This window comes from Desulfomonilaceae bacterium, assembly GCA_041662605.1.
GTDB lineage: Bacteria > Desulfobacterota > Desulfomonilia > Desulfomonilales > Desulfomonilaceae > CAJBEZ01.
In genome coordinates this window covers 161001-174629 of sequence record JBAZSD010000006.1, presented here as the reverse complement: position 1 = coordinate 174629, position 13629 = coordinate 161001, and the positions used below count along the sequence as shown (strand labels likewise).

Here is a 13629-nt window from a genome sequence, read left to right as displayed (position 1 = left end):
GCTTCAAATTTTGAAGGACTTCCACCCCATAGGAAATTAGGATGTTAGCTAACTACGGATATAGCGACGGGTCGGGAAACTATTTCATAACCATAGACACTGACAGGTGCAATGCCTGTGGCGCATGCGTCGAGGCCTGTCCAGCCCGAATTTTTCAGGTAGTTAACGAAGACCCGAATGATCCGATGAATGAGGAACCATTGGCAATAGTTGTCCCTGGGGAAAATAAGAAACTCAAATACGAATGTAGTCCCTGCAAGCCGTCTGGAGACAATAGACCTGTCCTTCCATGTATGGCGGCCTGCGAGGTGTGCGCCATCTCTCATTCCTGGTAGAATTCCATCATCTGGAGGGGAATTTAGTTGATGAAGTAGACTTGGGATTTACATCGAACGACGCGACAAAAGAATCCGGGCGCCGCTTCTGACGGGGGATGACATGTTTTAAGGTTTTATACAGCGCAGGGGGTTTACAGCCTGCGCTGCTATGTTACGAGTAAATTGGCGAGATTTTTTTGAACTTTGTCAACAATTGGGCAAGAGATTCCAAATCGTCCGATTTTCTAATATGACCTAATATACCCAAGCCTTCCGCCCGGTCATGAATAATAGACTCTTCCTGATCACAAATCACTATGATGGAAGTCATCCAATCTATCTTCAAAAATTCTTCGACTAATTTTAATCCCTGCCCTGTTGAAGGGTCATCGTGAACTATAACGATGTCAAAAGGCCCCTGTTTATGTTTTAGGAGCGCTTGATCAGACGAATGAAAAACCTCCGAAACTATTTGAAAAGATCTCAAGAGACTAATAATTCCGGAAGAATCGTACGTTCCATCAACAACAATACAAGCCCTTGCGGATTTATTTTCTTCCACGTTCATCCTAACTTTGCCAGAGCGCCTCGTAGTGTGTTTACAGCGAGGTCTGCGCAATGAGTGTGTTCTCTAGGGAGACCCCCGAGAAATTCCATCAACTGTTCAGATGTAATTTTGCCGGCGTCTTCAGGCGCCTTGCCTTCGGCCATACAGGTCAAGGCGCTGGCGCAGGCAATGGTAGGGCCGCATCCATTTGTCACAAATCCTATCTTGGAGATTGTGGGTCCGGCCATATTCACGAAAATTCCGATAGTGTCTCCGCACATTCCGCTCATGAAAGTGTATGCGTCAGCGTCATCCAGGGAGCCAAAATTCCTGGGATTGTTGAAATGATCAATAACAATAGGAGAATAAAGCTTAGCTGCGTCTTTAAGGACTAGTCCTTCTATATCATCAAAAATATCGTTCTCAGATCTCATTGAGGTTCCCCGTGTTACCTGGATGTAAAATTTCCGCCGCAACAACTTCCCGGCGTACAATTCTGCGTGGATGGATTGGATCCACAACAGCTACCGTGAGAACCCATGTGGTCGGAATTTACAGTAGGAAGCGCGGGGGCGGACAGTATACCTTGTAATTGACTTGACCCGCAGGACCTACAAGCCTTGGGGTCGGAATTACGGCCAATATCAACCAGCAATTCGCTGATTTTACCGCATTCAAGACACTTAAACTCTTTTATGGGCATTAGATAAGCCTCCACGTTATGAATCTGTCAAACATTGACGACTTCCTCGAGATGTTTGGCCTTTGAAAAATTTTCTACACTGATAAACAGGGATTTGACCCCTGGGATAGACTCAATTGTGTTTTTTATCGCTCCCGCCAAAGCATACGCCATAGGACAATTTGGCGATGATGGTCGGAAAATCACAGTCACAGCGCCAATATCATTTACTGAAACTCCCTTGATAATGCCCATACGCATTATGCTAAGCCGAGTCTCCGGGTCAATAATTTTCGTGAGCGCTGTTTTTACGTCGTTCTCCAAAAGTTCTCTTCCCATTGCTGAACCTCTGCCTATTGCCAAATGCGCTGATTTAAATTTTCCCACACTTCAACGATCGCGTCACTGGCCGGGCCGGGTCCTTCCTCAACAACTGTTCTCCGTCTAACCATTGAATCTGTGACAGCCCTATCATAAGGTATTTTTCCAGCCAATGAGATGTTCTCGGATTTGGCGAACTCCTCGATTTTCAAGGTCATGCCGGGATGGATGTCCCATTTGTTGATTACCAATGAAATAGGGATATTAAAGTTTCTGACGAGTTCCGCCGCCCTTTTCATGTCATGCAATCCGGACATAGTCGGTTCCGTGACTACTAAAACGTGGTCAACTCCAGTGATGGATGAAATTACGGGACAGCCCACGCCTGGGGCTCCATCCACAATTACTATGTCCATATTTCGCTCTTCAGCTATCATTTTTGCCTGATTTCGAACGAGGGCCACAAGTTTTCCGGAATTCTCCTCACCAGGAATAAGGTTGGCATGAACCATAGGTCCGAAGCGCGTGTTCGAAATGAACCATTTGCCGTTGAGAGTCTCTTTCATTGCGATTGCGGATTCAGGACAAAGATAATGGCACAGAGCGCAACCTTCACAAGCGGTTTGATCAACAACAAAGCTTGAGCTAATGGCGCTGTATCTGCAATTTTCTTTACAAATCCCGCAAAGTGAACATTTGTCGAGGTCTATTACGGCCTTTTTGCCTCCGAAAAAATCCTCCTGATGGATTATTTCCGGTTGGGTCACAACATGAAGGTCCGCCGCATCCACGTCACAATCAGCCAAGACTCTATTTTTAGCCAGAAAAGCGAATGAGGCCGTAATTGAAGTTTTGCCCGTTCCGCCTTTACCACTAATTACGGTTACTTCCTTCATTGGTTTACAAACTGGACCCTTTCGACGGTATACCAATAATCATTGAAATATCATCCGTCAGTTTTTTGAATTTATCAGCATACTCAGGCATCGATTCAATCAAAGGCGCTCCTTTGGCATAGCCTTCCGCTATTCTCCGATGATGGGGGATTTCCATTAACAATGGAAGGCCTTTATTCCGGCAAAAATCCTTGACACCAGAGTCACCTATGTCAGATCTGTTGATGACTATCCCCATGGGAATGCCTAACCCTTGGATAGCCTCGACCGCGATTTCAAGATCGTTAAGACCAAACGGTGTTGGTTCAGTTACCATGATTACGAAATCGGATCCCTTCACCGTCGTTATGACTGGACATGAAGCTCCAGGGGGCGCGTCAAGAATGGCGAACTTATCGCCGCTGATTTGGGTTTTTACCGCTCTTATCAGAGGAGGAGCCATTGCTTCCCCAATTCTAATTCGCCCCTGTACGAATTCCAGAGGTCCTGCCATTCCGGTTTCAACTACTCCCAAATTTCTGGGGACTTCCTGAATGGCCTTCTCAGGACATAACATTGAACAAGCCCCACACCCATGACAAAGTTCCGGGAACGCGATGACAGTTTTTCCTATTGGCACTATAGCGCTAAATTGGCAAACTTCACCGCATTTCCCGCATAAAGTACATTTTTGAAGATCCACTGACGGTACTGGCAAATTCACCGCATCAGTCGTCAGAATGGTAGGTTTAAGCAAGATGTGGCAGTTGGGTTCCTCAACGTCACAATCCAATATTTGGGCTCGATTCCCGAGAACCATCGCAAGGCTGGTAGCCACTGTCGTCTTGCCAGTGCCTCCCTTTCCGCTCGCAACCGCTACAATCATGATTGAAAATTCCTTTAGGACTTACCAGTGAGCCTCAGCGTTAGGTTTGTCGGCAAGCGGCACGTCATTTCTCTTCAGTCGTTCAACAGCCTCACGAACTGTTCCCGATTGTTCGACGCCAACTTTGATGCCGGCGGCTTCCAGGGTCGTAAACGCATTAGGACCGCAACGACCAGTCAAAAGTAGGTCAACTTTTCTGTCGGCGATCGTCTTTGCAGCCTGAATTCCAGCTCCCCGCATAGCGTTTACATTAGTAGAATTGTCAATTGCCTCAATCAAGTTGCAATCGTCATCCACTATGAGAATGAACGGGGCCCGTCCGAAACGCGGATCAATCGAGGATTCAATTGTTTTCCCCGTAGATGTCACAGCTATTTTCATTTTTACTCCCTGGGAGCGTCACGCTCCACCGCCGCCACAAACCTGGTTAGGCGCAATTATCTGCAATTTGCCCTCAAGTAATTGACCTATCACCGATCCGACGGTTTCACCTTCAGGTCCATAGTAAACGTCGATTCCAACCTCTTTGAATCCCATCAGCGGGCGCATGCCAATGCCGCCTACAATAAGAGCATTTGCTCCGCTTTGATGTAGGGTGTTTACTGGGGCAAAACAACCACCTTGAACATGCGGGGGGTTTTCGACTATGGAGACTTCCTTAATCGCTCCATCTTCGACATGAACAAGCGTGAACACATCACAATGCCCAAAGTGGCCTGATCGAGGGGCGTCTAGTCCGCCAGGGTTCATGGATGGAACAGCGACACTTTCTCTTGCCATTTTACTACTCCTTATAAATCCGAATTATTTTTTAGTATTACCGTGCTTCGGTAAATTGCTCGAGATATAACTCTATAAATCATCCTCGCCATATCTCTGTCTCAACTTTTCTCGCCAATTCTCTGAAAGCTTCTGCCGACGACCCCGTAGGATCCGCGGATTCAATAGTGATGCCGGCGTCACCACCGGTAACAATCTGGGGATCAATAGGAATTACTCCAAGAAGAGGCACACCAAGTTCAGTAGCGGCTTTGGCGCCTCCACCCGTCTTGAACAAATCCACGACGCCTTTACAATGCGGGCATACCAATCCGCTCATGTTTTCAACTATGCCGAGCGTCTTCATTTCAAGGGTTCGTGCGAAGATCACGGATTTCCTTGAATCTAGAAGGGCCACCTCCTGAGGCGTGGTTACTATGATCGCCCACAGCGGTTGTCCTAGTAACTGTGCGATACTCAATGGTTCATCTCCGGTCCCCGGTGGCAGATCAACAACCAGATAATCCAGGGGTCCCCAGTCTACATCGGAAAGAAATTGTTGAAACAGCGAATGTTTCATCGGTCCTCTCCAGACAACCGGAGTATCGGGGTTGTCCAACATGAACGCCATTGATATTACCTTGAGATTCTCACCGGCCTGGACTGGAACAAGTCCGTTTGGTCCCATACTGGGAACAGAGGCGTTCAGACCCAGCATCTTGGGGACGTTGGGCCCATGGACATCAGCGTCAAAAAGGCCTACGGATCTTCCCGACCTTGCTAATGCCACCGCAAGGTTGACGGCCACGGTAGATTTGCCTACTCCACCTTTCCCGCTCATAACGGCTATACGATATTTTATTTTTGAAAGCGTGGTCTGCAAAATTTCTTCGGCATGTTTCGCTTGGGCGGCTGAATCGCAACTTGAGGCTGAGCCGCAAGTTCCGCACGTCGCATCAGATGAACATTCAACTTTTTCCGACATAATTTTCCTCAGATGATTTTTCTTTGGCCCAGAACCAACTATTGGACACTTAAATCGCTTGATGAATATAATGAGGCTGCTAGACTTCTCGGATTATTAACGCTTACCCAAAGGATCCGAACGGTTAAGCAGCCCCGAAAAAGTACAATAATTACTATTGCGTAAGGTCGCAAGCACGGGACGTCAAATTCATTTCCTACCGATACACCGTTCAGTTCAGGATTCTTTTTGATCCGACGTCTGAAACTGTCCCTGTCGACCGATTCCTGCGCTTTGGCCCCATTGTTTTCCTCGGCGACAATCCCTGGAGGTACCGCCACGGCCGGCGCCCCCATACGTAGAAGAACCCTGAGTATCATTCTGGCCGGAATTCAGACATCGACCGCGTTTTCCTCCGGTCATTGGGCCCTGATCTTCTGGACCCGTTCTATCGAAACGGGGCATGTTAATCGTCCTTTCCATGTGTTATTAATAGACCAATAAATTTGAATGGGATAGACTTTCAGTCAGTTTTAATTAATTCGATGCGTCTATCATTCTTTGTACTCTCTAATTATGATTTATAAAACATCATTGTACCAAACACAAGAGGTGTTTCAAGCTGTCACAGACATGATTGTACTTATCTACAAAGTATTTTCAACGAATTAGGGTTAAATTACAACTATTTACTTTTCAATAAAAATATTTTGCTGTTATTTGGCAGCAAAGGTTATTATGTATTTTTAGTCATATTCAAACTAGATCAAATGGAGCTTAAATGCCGTCGTCGATCCTCAAAAAATTTTTGGTCACTGGGGGGGCCGGCTTCATAGGAAGCCATCTCGTGGAAGGTCTCCTGGAAAAAGGGCATAATGTAAAAGTCCTGGACAATTTTGCAACGGGCAAGAAAGAAAACCTCAATCAGTTGGGCAATGGTAGGTATGTTCCCGGCCGTGATTTTGAAGTAATTGAAGGGGACATCAGGGATTTCCAGACCGTCTTGTCAGCAACAACCGGGGTCGATGGAGTTTTTCATCAAGCCGCTCTCGGGAGCGTTCCCAGATCGGTGGCTGATCCTCTGACAACACAGAACGTTAACGCCAATGGAACTCTAAATGTGTTCTGGGCTTCTCACAAAAATCACGTTTCGAGGGTGGTTTTCGCATCTTCTTCATCCGTGTACGGCTCTAGTGAGGCGCTTCCGAAAAAAGAAGGCGTTGAGGGGCAGCCATTGTCTCCATACGCTCTCACAAAAAAAATCAATGAGGAACACGGAAAACTGTTCACAAGTCTTTATGGCCTGGATACCATGGGGTTGCGTTATTTCAACGTGTATGGTCCCCGCCAGGACCCGGATTCGGAATACGCCGCTGTTATACCGAGATTTGTGACCCGTTTGTTGTCTGGAGTCTCCCCGATCATCTACGGAACTGGTCTTCAAAGTAGAGATTTTACTTTTGTAAAAGATGTGGTGATGGCAAATGTCGCCGCAATGGAAGCCCCATCCGGAGTGTGCGGCGCGTCGTATAATATTGGGCGGGGAGACCAGATAAATTTGCTGGAACTGCTCGATAACCTGAAACGTCTCCTGTCGGCTGACATAGAACCTGTATTTGAACCCGCTCGCCAGGGAGATGTCATGCACTCATCCGCTGACGTTGCTCTTGCAAAAGAGAAATTGGGGTTCCAGGCCGAATGTGAATTACCAAAAGGTTTGGAAGCGGGGATAGAGTATTACAGAAAAATGTCAGGTATATAAATCGCGACTTGTTGAGGGGATTTCTGATTTATTCCAAAAAAGAAAGAAAATGTCCGACCCTAACCCCTGAACCCTCAGTCGGACATACAACTACTGGATATTATCCAGAAAATTAATTTTAAAAAGTATGAAATGACAATACATAGAAGATTCACCTTTGTCAAACTAGAAAACACTTTAATTACAATATGATAATAATGTCAAAGGGATTAAGACAAACCTAATATTAATTTCTAGCTTGTGCTTGAGTTAGACCTTTTGCTTGGGCTTGAGTAAACCTGATGGTATTAACAAATGAGCGGCTTTCAAAAGACCGCTCTTTTTTTCTGTAATGGTTTTTGTTGATCCAAAAACGTACGTTCAAGTCGGAGGCTTTGTTTGTCTAGATGCGGAATACTTGTTCTAACGACCACGTACCCTTCTCATCAAGGCGACTGGCAAGGGGCCTTTATACATAGTCTCATTCTGGCCATTCGGAGAAAGGGGTTCGAAGTCACAGTCCTGGCGCCGTCAAACGGAGAACGTTACGGAAACCACACGCTGGATGGTGTGCAAGTCATGCGGTTTGGGTATTTCTGGCCCCGTTCATTGGAACGTCTCACGATAGGAGCCGGGGGGATTCCTGAGAATATTTCCAAGAGTTTTCTGGCAAAGTTCCAGATTATACCGATGACGCTTCTGTTCATTGTCCGGGCCTTGATATTGTCAAAAAAGGCGGACATCATCTATTCAAACTGGATAGGCGCCGGATTTGTGGGCGCCGTTGCGGGTACGATCACAGGAAAACCGATGGTTGTTTCTTTCCGGGGAGATGACGGTTACCTGGCGCGTGACAGAACACTTTGGAGATTAGCGACCAAATGGGTAATCAAAAAGTCGGCCTATGTCACCGCAGTAAGCTCTGAACTTATTAATATCATGAAAGATTTGGGAGCGGATGCACAAAGGTTGAGCACCCCTCGTTTTGGAGTTGACAGCGAAATATTTTATCCGAATTGCGAAGTCAGGCAGAATCGGGGCAAATTGAAAATAATTTTTGTCGGAAGTCTGATTCCCAAGAAAGGTCTGCAAGATTTGATAGAAGCTATGACCTCGCCGCAATTCGCAAACACGGAGCTTATCATTGTTGGGGATGGCTACTATGGTCCGGAGCTGAAAAAGTTGGCGAACCGGAAACTAAATGGTCGCTGTGTTGAATGGATGGGCATAGTTCCTCCGGTTAAAGTGGGTGAGGTCCTTCGTGAGTCTGATATTCTTGTATTGCCAAGCTATACGGAAGGAAGTCCTAACGTTATAAAGGAGGCCATGGCTACTGCATTGCCAGTGATAGGAGCGAGAGTGGGGGGAGTGCCTGAACTTGTGGATCACGGGCGGACCGGATTCCTGTACGAGCCCGGCGCCATAGAAGAACTGCGGGACTATCTTGGGAAACTTGTGGAAGATAAAGACATGCGCCTGCAAATGGGGATCAGCTCAAGACGAAAATTAAATGAAGCAGGGTTGGATTGGGACTCGACAGCAGAGGATTTTGAGAAGATATTTCTATCTACATTGAAAAAGGTTCATGAAAAAAAGCGTTTACATGGATAACCCGGTCAGGTCTTTTCCAAAGCCCCCTTCAAAGCTCTTGCAGAGAAACCACAGATCGTATAGGACACATCGTAAAGGATTCAACTGTTGAATCTGAAATTCAGGCGGCTTTCGATATTGTAGAGTATTATTGGAGAAATCCACTATGTCCGAGCGGCGCACGTTTCCAATTGTCATCGCTCTGGCCATTTTGTTATGCGGCTTTTCCGGGAAAAGCACCGCGGAACAGATTCGGTCTACGAGAGAACTCGACAAAACAAAAACTGAAATAAAATACGATAAACCTGGGGTCCGAAACGAAAACGTTAGAAAGGAATCTAAATACGACAAGAAGTTAAAGAAGTCGGATCGTAAGGTTCCCATAGGCAGACCTGAGTTGAAACCGGAATTTGCTCGGCCTGACCGAGCGCCTGGTCCGCCTCTTAGAGATAATTCTAACGGTGATGACAAGAAAAAGTGAAAATAGGCCAAGCGTTTGAAACGAACTTATTTGTTCTGATAGAATTGAATTCACAGTAGGGTGATTAAGATGTGGGAATATACAGAAAAAGTTAAGGAACATTTCTTCAAACCAAGAAACGTAGGAGCCCTGACTGACGCCAATGCGGTAGGAGAAGTCGGTTCGCTGGCTTGCGGTGACGCCCTCAAACTTTTCCTCAAAATTGATCCTGAAACTGACAAAATTGTTGACGCAAGTTTTCAGACATTCGGTTGTGGAAGCGCAATAGCGTCGAGTAGCGCATTAACCGAAATGATTAAGGGCAAAACGGTTGAAGAAGCCCTCAAAATAACAAATCAAGATATTGCGGATTACCTTGGAGGTCTTCCAAAAGAGAAGATGCACTGTTCCGTGATGGGCCGGGACGCATTCCAGGCGGCAGTAGCATGTTACCGTGGCGATAAAGCCCCTCGCGAACAGATGGAAGGGGAATTGGTCTGTGAGTGTTTCGGGGTTACGGACGACCAGATACGGCGAGCTGTGAAAGAAAACAATCTTTCTACCATCCAGGAGGTAACGGATTATACCAAAGCCGGAGGAGGGTGTGGATTGTGCCATGAAAAAATAGAAAGAATCATCGCAGAAGTTAAAGGCGCAAACAAAACCTCTCAGCCTTTGAGCGCCAAGCTCCGAAAAACAATGACCAATATTCAGAAAATAGCCAAAATTCAGGAAGTCCTTGAAAAAGAAATTAGACCAAGCTTGAATCAGGATGGTGGAGACGTTGAACTCATAGACCTGGAAGGTGATGTCGTTAAGATCGCTTTACGAGGTCTTTGTTCTTCCTGTCCGAGTTCGTCCCTCACGAAGGCAGGCATTGAAAGTAAACTTCGGGAGTTGGTCTATCCTGATCTGGTCGTGGAAGAGGCGCCCCAATGAAAACCATTTACCTGGATAACAATGCGACAACCCGTGTCGCTGATGAAGTCTTTGACACCATAAGACCCTTTTTTACGGAGCGTTATGGAAACCCATCGAGCATGCACTTTTTTGGGGGAAGTGTGGGCAGGGAAATTGTAGCGGCCAGGGAGAGCATGGCTGAACTTCTGGGCGCTTCTCCTCAGGAAATTGTGTTTACATCAGGAGGCACCGAATCGGATTCGACCTCGATCCTGAGCGCTCTCAGTACCATGCCTGAACGGCGGGAAATCGTTACCACAAAAGTTGAGCATCCAGCCGTCCTGAACCTGTGTAAGCACCTTGCCCGGACTAAAGGGTACACCGTCAGATGGCTCTCAGTGGACAAACTCGGCATGCTTGACATGGAAGAAGTCAGGAGAGTCATAACAGACAATACCGCCATTGTTTCGGTGATGTGGGCTAATAACGAAACAGGAGTCATATTTCCTATAGAGGAAATTTCTGAGATCGCGGCCGCAAGGGGCGCATTGACCCATACGGACGGTGTTCAGGCAGTTGGAAAGATCCCGATAAATCTTGGTAAATCAAATATAAATTTCCTTTCTTTGTCCGGGCACAAACTTCACGCTCCAAAAGGCATAGGCGCTTTGTACATAAAGAGGGGAACACGTTTTTCCCCATTTATGATCGGCGGACACCAGGAGTTCAGCAGACGAGGAGGGACGGAAAATGTTCCAGGGATAGTTGGTCTTGGTTGCGCTGCTCGTCTGGCGACAAAGAACTTTAAAGAAGAGAACACCCGCGTCAAAAACATGAGGGACCGCCTACAATCTGGACTACTGGAGAAGGTGTCTCAATCGAGGGTAAATGGTCACATCGAAGCTCGACTCCCAAATACTTTGAACATTGGTTTTGAATTTGTGGAGGGCGAAGCCATTCTCATGAGAATGGACGAGAAAGGTATTTGCGCTTCTTCGGGGTCGGCCTGTACTTCGGGTTCCCTTGAGCCGTCCCATGTGCTCCGGGCTATGGGTGTACCCTTTACAGCGGTTCACGGCTCTATAAGATTTTCTCTCTCCCGATACAACACGGAAGATGAAATCGAATACGTCATTGAAGAAACTCCCAAGATCATATCGACTCTCAGAGCCATGTCCCCATTTAATGTGGAGAACATGAACACCGCATGTATAGTTCAGTAAAGATCCAATAGCCTATTATCATAACAAGGGAACGCTTCATAAAATGTGTAACGATACTCATTCAGGAAGCGGAATACAAAATAATAGCGGACATCATAAACGAAGAGCCAACTGCAAAACTCCCTAAAAAATGAAGTGATTGTAGTGTCTGTAGTGTCAATTGGGCCTCGTTAGGACAATATACAAGAAATTGTAATGAATCATTCATTCTAATTTTGTCAGCTTGGTTCACATTATCCACGTTTTTCGGCGCACCTACCATGTTCACAGTTCCTCCAGTCGCATGTTCCCTAGCCTGGCTCTTTTGTTTGGACCCTCTTGTCCTTAAGTATCCGCCGTAGCATAGGAAGATAACGATTGGCTAAAATCAGCTAACCTCTCAGTACATTAAAAGCAAGTATACGGATGAGAAGAGAAGACTCACTAGGGTTATCGGCGCCGCCTCTTTCACGAATTGCCCGAATGTTATTTTATAACCGGCCTTTTCCGCTATGCCTGTGGTAACAACGTTGGCCGACGCTCCGATTATGGTGCCATTACCCCCAAAACACGCTCCCAGAGCAAGCGCCCACCACAGAACACCCGATTCAGCCCCCGGAATGGACTTGTTCAGGAACGCTATGATCGGCAACATGGTTGCGGTATAGGGGATATTATCAACTATGGCCGAGGCTATGCCTGATACCCATAATATGACTATGATTGCTACCCATAGTCTACCTTGGCAGACATCCTTTATCGAGTCGGCCAGGACCTGTAGAATTCCAGTATGTTCGGCAGCTCCTACGACTATGAACAGCATAATAAAAAAGACCAGCGAAGGCCATTCAATCTCCTTCTCAAGCATTTCAACTATGTCCACCTTGCAAAGGAGAACTACAATAGCTGCTCCAAAAAGGGCCGCAACAGACACTTCCATGTGGAACATGCCGTGCAGGACGAACAGAGTGATAACCCCAAGGAGCACTGCGCCACCGAGGGTTAGCAGTTTGCTGTCGGTGATCTTGTATTTCTCTTTCAGAAAAGCAATCATCTTCGGCGCGTCTTCTACCTTGGCCCGGTGATAATCTTGTCCATAAATGAGTTTGTTGTAAATGATCTGGGCGAGCAGGACAACGATTACGACCGGAGCGAGATTTATGACAAAATCGTTGAATGTAAGGCCTGCGTAAGAACCGATCATGATATTGGGCGGGTCACCGATCAGCGTAGCTGTTCCTCCAAAGTTGGAGGCAATTATTTCGGGCATTAGAAATACAAAAGGCGAGACTTTCAAGATTAGAGCAATTTCCAAGGTCACAGGGGTGAGTAACAGCATGGTGGTTACATTGTCCAGGAAAGCGCTACAAATGGCTGTTACTACACAGAGCACGGAAGAGAGGAGAAATATTTGACCTCTAGCTACTTGGAAGGACTTATAGGCCAGCCACTGAAAAACACCGGAACCTTTCAATACTCCAACTATTATCATCATGCCCATCAACAGAAAGATAACGTTCCAGTCGACAGAATGTAATGCTTGGTCCCATGTCAGGATGTTGTAAGCCTCATCAAAGTGACCCAAAGTATGAGTGATCAACAGAACCAGGGTCGCTCCAAGGAAGGCGGCGAGGGTCCTATGGAGGATCTCGAACGCTATGAGCGCATAGACGCCGAGAAATACAACCAATGCTATCCAGAATGCAGACCCCTGCATTCTCTTCAGTTGAACGGTAGCGTTGGCGCTCCACCTGTGAACACCGTCCTCTGACACTCCCACATCCAGGATTTTTAAAGTTGTAAGTCCGGATGGTTTGAAACTGGGGCGATTGACCTTCACTTCCCATTTGCCGGATTTGATTTTGTCTTCCGCTAAGGGTATTTCGATACGGAACAGGCCATTCTTACCGGTTGAATATTCTTTTTCGGCTCCAACCCCATGACCTGCAGCGAGGAATGGTTTGCCATCAAGATACGGCAAGACGTTTGCCTCACTAAGGGCGTTTCCGGCTGAATCGAGTATCTTGCCCTGGATCACCAGCGTATCTTTGGCTAAGTCTGTTTTTTCCGCTGAAGATAACCCCGAAATAGATACAATCAGGCATATTATGGTAAAACAAAGAATTGAATGACGCCTCATGGTGGATTCCTCTCTGTATAAACTCGACACATGGCGCCCCGCGAGCGGAGTTACAACACAGATTCAACATCAAACCAATTTACTGTTGTTACAAAAACGCCAGGCACAAATTAAACAGTAGGTAATGAGCAAGATGGGCGCCATGTCGAAACAGCGAGAGAAACACGATTAAAAGCTCTGGTATATTGATAGGTTATTGGATAGTCTGGGGAGACGCGAAATTACGATCTATAGTGACATCGAGG

16 protein-coding genes are annotated in these 13629 nt (G+C 46.5%); 6 read left to right on the top strand and 10 right to left on the bottom strand.

Annotation, left to right across the window (positions count from 1 at the left end; translation table 11 throughout):
- Nucleotides 1-41: 41 nt before the first annotated feature.
- A complete protein-coding gene (locus WC647_07375; GenBank protein MFA6222119.1) occupies nucleotides 42-335 on the top strand; it encodes a 4Fe-4S binding protein in 294 nt (97 codons plus the stop codon).
- A 154-nt stretch (nucleotides 336-489) separates the two neighbouring features.
- Here the strand turns inward: WC647_07375 and WC647_07370 are convergent, their stop codons facing one another.
- The 9 genes from WC647_07370 to WC647_07330 form a co-directional block, all read right to left on the bottom strand.
- Nucleotides 490-879, bottom strand: coding sequence for a hypothetical protein (locus WC647_07370; protein MFA6222118.1), 390 nt, complete (start codon nucleotides 877-879; stop codon nucleotides 490-492).
- Between the two features lie 2 nt (nucleotides 880-881).
- A complete protein-coding gene (locus WC647_07365; protein MFA6222117.1) occupies nucleotides 882-1298 on the bottom strand; it encodes an iron-sulfur cluster assembly scaffold protein in 417 nt (138 codons plus the stop codon).
- Nucleotides 1299-1594: 296 nt separating this feature from the next.
- On the bottom strand, nucleotides 1595-1885 hold the full coding sequence (locus tag WC647_07360) for an iron-sulfur cluster assembly protein (GenBank protein MFA6222116.1): 291 nt from the start codon (nucleotides 1883-1885) through the stop codon (nucleotides 1595-1597).
- Between the two features lie 14 nt (nucleotides 1886-1899).
- Nucleotides 1900-2763, bottom strand: coding sequence for a 4Fe-4S binding protein (locus WC647_07355; GenBank protein MFA6222115.1), 864 nt, complete (start codon nucleotides 2761-2763; stop codon nucleotides 1900-1902).
- 4 nt (nucleotides 2764-2767) lie between these two features.
- Entirely contained in the window at nucleotides 2768-3628 is an 861-nt protein-coding gene (locus tag WC647_07350) for an ATP-binding protein (protein ID MFA6222114.1), read from the bottom strand.
- 21 nt (nucleotides 3629-3649) lie between these two features.
- Entirely contained in the window at nucleotides 3650-4009 is a 360-nt protein-coding gene (locus WC647_07345) for a NifB/NifX family molybdenum-iron cluster-binding protein (protein MFA6222113.1), read from the bottom strand.
- An 18-nt stretch (nucleotides 4010-4027) separates the two neighbouring features.
- Nucleotides 4028-4408: a NifB/NifX family molybdenum-iron cluster-binding protein gene (locus tag WC647_07340; protein MFA6222112.1), complete on the bottom strand. Its 381-nt coding sequence runs from the start codon at nucleotides 4406-4408 to the stop codon at nucleotides 4028-4030.
- Nucleotides 4409-4487: 79 nt separating this feature from the next.
- Nucleotides 4488-5372, bottom strand: coding sequence for an Mrp/NBP35 family ATP-binding protein (locus tag WC647_07335; GenBank protein MFA6222111.1), 885 nt, complete (start codon nucleotides 5370-5372; stop codon nucleotides 4488-4490).
- Nucleotides 5373-5410: 38 nt separating this feature from the next.
- Nucleotides 5411-5692: a hypothetical protein gene (locus tag WC647_07330; protein MFA6222110.1), complete on the bottom strand. Its 282-nt coding sequence runs from the start codon at nucleotides 5690-5692 to the stop codon at nucleotides 5411-5413.
- A 440-nt stretch (nucleotides 5693-6132) separates the two neighbouring features.
- Here WC647_07330 and WC647_07325 point away from each other — a divergent pair, with 440 nt between their 5' ends.
- From WC647_07325 to nifS, 5 genes are all read left to right on the top strand, one after another.
- Entirely contained in the window at nucleotides 6133-7113 is a 981-nt protein-coding gene (locus WC647_07325) for an NAD-dependent epimerase/dehydratase family protein (protein MFA6222109.1), read from the top strand.
- Between the two features lie 378 nt (nucleotides 7114-7491).
- Nucleotides 7492-8703, top strand: a complete 1212-nt coding sequence (locus WC647_07320; protein ID MFA6222108.1) for a glycosyltransferase — start codon at nucleotides 7492-7494, stop codon at nucleotides 8701-8703.
- A 145-nt stretch (nucleotides 8704-8848) separates the two neighbouring features.
- Entirely contained in the window at nucleotides 8849-9163 is a 315-nt protein-coding gene (locus WC647_07315) for a hypothetical protein (protein ID MFA6222107.1), read from the top strand.
- 69 nt (nucleotides 9164-9232) lie between these two features.
- Entirely contained in the window at nucleotides 9233-10081 is an 849-nt protein-coding gene (gene nifU / locus WC647_07310; protein MFA6222106.1) for a Fe-S cluster assembly protein NifU, read from the top strand.
- Complete coding sequence (nifS, locus tag WC647_07305; protein MFA6222105.1) at nucleotides 10078-11265, top strand: cysteine desulfurase NifS; 1188 nt, start codon at nucleotides 10078-10080, stop codon at nucleotides 11263-11265. Before nifU ends, nifS begins: the two co-directional genes overlap by 4 nt.
- 379 nt (nucleotides 11266-11644) lie before the next feature.
- On the opposite strand, the gene WC647_07300 is transcribed toward nifS, so the two are convergent.
- Entirely contained in the window at nucleotides 11645-13384 is a 1740-nt protein-coding gene (locus tag WC647_07300) for an ArsB/NhaD family transporter (GenBank protein ID MFA6222104.1), read from the bottom strand.
- Between the last annotated feature and the right edge of the window lie 245 nt (nucleotides 13385-13629).

What these genes read in the sequence shown, in the direction of transcription:
- WC647_07360 (MFA6222116.1), bottom strand. Translation starts at nt 1,885, where the DNA reads ATGGGAAGAGAACTTTTGGAGAACGACGTAAAAACAGCGCTCACGAAA.
- WC647_07375 (MFA6222119.1), top strand. Translation starts at nt 42, where the DNA reads ATGTTAGCTAACTACGGATATAGCGACGGGTCGGGAAACTATTTCATA.
- WC647_07350 (MFA6222114.1), bottom strand. Translation starts at nt 3,628, where the DNA reads ATGATTGTAGCGGTTGCGAGCGGAAAGGGAGGCACTGGCAAGACGACA.
- WC647_07325 (MFA6222109.1), top strand. Translation starts at nt 6,133, where the DNA reads ATGCCGTCGTCGATCCTCAAAAAATTTTTGGTCACTGGGGGGGCCGGC.
- nifU (MFA6222106.1), top strand. Translation starts at nt 9,233, where the DNA reads ATGTGGGAATATACAGAAAAAGTTAAGGAACATTTCTTCAAACCAAGA.
- WC647_07315 (MFA6222107.1), top strand. Translation starts at nt 8,849, where the DNA reads ATGTCCGAGCGGCGCACGTTTCCAATTGTCATCGCTCTGGCCATTTTG.
- WC647_07345 (MFA6222113.1), bottom strand. Translation starts at nt 4,009, where the DNA reads ATGAAAATAGCTGTGACATCTACGGGGAAAACAATTGAATCCTCGATT.
- WC647_07335 (MFA6222111.1), bottom strand. Translation starts at nt 5,372, where the DNA reads ATGTCGGAAAAAGTTGAATGTTCATCTGATGCGACGTGCGGAACTTGC.
- WC647_07365 (MFA6222117.1), bottom strand. Translation starts at nt 1,298, where the DNA reads ATGAGATCTGAGAACGATATTTTTGATGATATAGAAGGACTAGTCCTT.
- nifS (MFA6222105.1), top strand. Translation starts at nt 10,078, where the DNA reads ATGAAAACCATTTACCTGGATAACAATGCGACAACCCGTGTCGCTGAT.
- WC647_07355 (MFA6222115.1), bottom strand. Translation starts at nt 2,763, where the DNA reads ATGAAGGAAGTAACCGTAATTAGTGGTAAAGGCGGAACGGGCAAAACT.
- WC647_07300 (MFA6222104.1), bottom strand. Translation starts at nt 13,384, where the DNA reads ATGAGGCGTCATTCAATTCTTTGTTTTACCATAATATGCCTGATTGTA.
- WC647_07340 (MFA6222112.1), bottom strand. Translation starts at nt 4,408, where the DNA reads ATGGCAAGAGAAAGTGTCGCTGTTCCATCCATGAACCCTGGCGGACTA.